Genomic DNA, 2,900 nt, shown 5'->3' on the forward strand with positions numbered 1-2,900 from the left:
GCTGGTGCTGTGGCTGCTGTATCTGTCGATCGTCAACGTGGGGCAGGTGTGGTACGGGTTCGGCTGGGAGTCGCTGCTGCTGGAGGCCGGGTTCCTGGCCGTGTTCCTGGGGAACGAGGGACCGCGCCGCCCGTCCTGGTCCCTGTGGCTGCTGCGCTGGCTGCTGTTCCGGCTGGAGTTCGGCGCCGGGCTCATCAAGCTCCGCGGGGACCGCTGCTGGCGCGATCTGACCTGCCTGTACTACCACCATGAGACCCAGCCGATGCCCGGCCCTCTGAGCTGGTACTTCCACCATCTGCCGAAGCCGCTGCACCGGGTCGAGACGGCGGCCAACCACGTGTCCCAGCTGGTCGTGCCGCTGGCCCTGTTCACCCCGCAGCCCGCGGCGAGCGTGGCCGCGGGCATCATCGTGGTCACCCAGCTGTGGCTGGTGGCCTCCGGCAACTTCTCCTGGCTGAACTGGGCGACGATCCTGCTGGCCCTCTCCGCGGTCGACGGACGGATGGCCGCCGAGGTGCTGCCGCTGCCGACGCCGCCCCCGCTCGCTGCTCCCCCGGCCTGGTACGAGGTCCTGGTGGCGGCGGCCTTCGTCCTCGTCGTGGTGCTCAGCTACTGGCCCGCCCGCAATATGCTCTCGGGCCGCCAGCTGATGAACTACTCCTTCAACCCGCTCCATCTGGTCAACACCTACGGGGCGTTCGGCAGCGTCAACCGCAGCCGGCAGGAGGTGGTGATCGAGGGCACCGCCGCACGTGTGCTCACCCCGGACACCGTGTGGAAGGAGTACGAGTTCCGGGGCAAACCGGGCGATGTGCGCAGGATGCCGCGCCAGTTCGCGCCGTACCATCTGCGGCTGGACTGGATGATGTGGTTCGCCGGGATCTCGGCGGCGTACGCCGGGTCGTGGTTCACCCCGCTCGTCGGCAAGCTGCTGGTGAACGACCGGGCCACGCTGAAGCTGCTGCGCACCTGCCCCTTCCCGGACGAGCCGCCCACCCACATCCGGGCCCGGCTGTACCTCTACCGGTTCACCACCCGGCGGGAGCGGCGCGCCGGTGGCGGGTGGTGGCATCGCACCCTGATCGGCGAGTTCCTGCCGCCGGTCCGGCTGGAGCAGATGGACCCTCCGGGGCCGTGACGCCCTTCCGCCATCCGGCCGCCCCTTCTGCTTACTTTTCGGGGAATTAGGCACACATAGTGCTGTTGGGGGTTCTCGGCGACCGAGGGAGCGCGGCCGGTGCTGCCATTTGCGATGCTGTCCGATCTCCTCACCCTGCCGGTCCGCGGCGTCAGCGGCCTGCGGCTGCGCCTCGCGGACGCCGCCGACGTCCTGCGGGACACCGGTGAGCGGCGCACCCGCCGCAGGGTGTGGGCGCGGGAGGGCCGGGCCCATGTCGAGGTGCGCGGGCTCACCGGACACGGGGAGGCCCACGACCGGCTGGCCGGGGAGCTGAGGGCCGCGCTGCACCGCCTGCACGGCGTCAACTGGGCCGAGGGTGAACGCGGCCGTGGGCCAGGTGCTGATCGACTACGACGAGGACCATCTCGGCGCCGACGACGTCCTCCAGGTGATCGAGCACATCGAGAAGGCGCACGGGACCGGCACGGACGCCTTCCCGGCCGAACGCCCGTATCCGCCGTACGACACCGCTCCCGCCACGCTGGCCGCCACCGCTCTCGTCGCCGACTGCGTGGGCCTGGTGACGGCCACGGTCCGGCGCGTGACGCTGCTGCCCGCGCTCACCCCCGCGCTGCGGATCCCGGTGGTGATGGCCGAGGTCCAGCCGCGGCTGCGCGGTCTGCTGGAGTCCCGGCTCGGCCCCGCCCACACCACCCTGCTGCTCGGCGTGTCGGGCGCGGTGGTGCACGCGCTGACCAGGGGTGAGGCCCCGCTGGCACTGGACGCGGTGCAGCGCCTCCTCCAACTCGCCGAGATCCGCGGCCGCCAGGCCGTGTGGCAGCGCCGCGAACCCGACCTGGTGCCCGGCTCCGACGGGCTGCCGCCGCGCTCGCATCCCCGCGCTCCCCGCCCGGCGCCGCTGCCCGCCGGGCCGGTGGAGACCTGTGTCGACCGCACCTCGCTGGCGTCCCTGATGGGCGCGGGCGGGCTGCTGGCCTGGACACGGGACCCGGGGCGGGCCGCGGAGGCGATCCTGGCCACCGTGCCGAGGGCCGCCGCCATGGGCCGGGAGGCCTTCGCCGCCCGGCTGGGCGAGGCCCTGGCCCGCGAGGGCGTGGTGCCCATGGACGGCACCGCGCTGCGGCTGCTGGACCGGATCTCGGCGGTCCTGATCGACTCGGGCGTGCTGTGCACCCACCGCCCGCGGCTGCTGTCGGTGGCCACCGTCGGCGACCTGGACGAGGCCGGGGCGTGGAGCGCCGCGCAGTCCGTCCTGGACCGCCGCTCGCTGCCGGAACTCTCCGGTCCGGGCCCCTGGACCCGCGGCTCCTGGCGGCTGGAGCGGCCGGACGACGCCCCAGCGGCGCCCCCGTCGAGCCCGTCGGCGATGACCGTGGACCTGTGCGACCCGCACGGCCGGCGGCAGGCGCGGGTCCGCGTCGGCTGCGAACTCGACCCGCTGGCCGACGCCGTGGTGGCCGCCGCCCGCTCCGGTGCGGACCGGCTGGTCCTCACCGAGCACGCGAGTGCGGAGGAGATCGCCCCCTGGGCGGACGAGTTGCTCGCCCGCGGCACGGCGCTGCCCGGCCGGGTGCGCGGACTCCAGACCGACGGCCACGGCGTGCTGCTGCTCAGCGGCCAAAGGAGGACGCGGCGCTGGGCGCTGCCGATCTTCGGCATCGGCGTCGTACGGCGCGGCGAGCTGCGGGGTGTGCTGGTCGGCGGATCTGCTCTGCGGGCCCCGGGCTCGCCCAGGTGTGGCGCGTGCTGCGGCGCTGGA

1 protein-coding gene and 1 pseudogene are annotated in these 2,900 nt (G+C 73.9%); both read left to right on the forward strand.

Features of this window, described 5'->3' with window-relative positions:
• Nucleotides 1-1,138: lipase maturation factor family protein (locus tag SSOG_RS01990; RefSeq protein WP_063631530.1), on the forward strand; the 1,138-nt coding region annotated here is incomplete at its 5' end.
• Nucleotides 1,139-1,496: 358 nt separating this feature from the next.
• Nucleotides 1,497-2,900: pseudogene (locus tag SSOG_RS53080) on the forward strand (hypothetical protein); the annotation flags it as partial.

It is taken from the genome of Streptomyces himastatinicus ATCC 53653, assembly GCF_000158915.1.
GTDB classification, from domain to species: Bacteria; Actinomycetota; Actinomycetes; order Streptomycetales; family Streptomycetaceae; genus Streptomyces; species Streptomyces himastatinicus.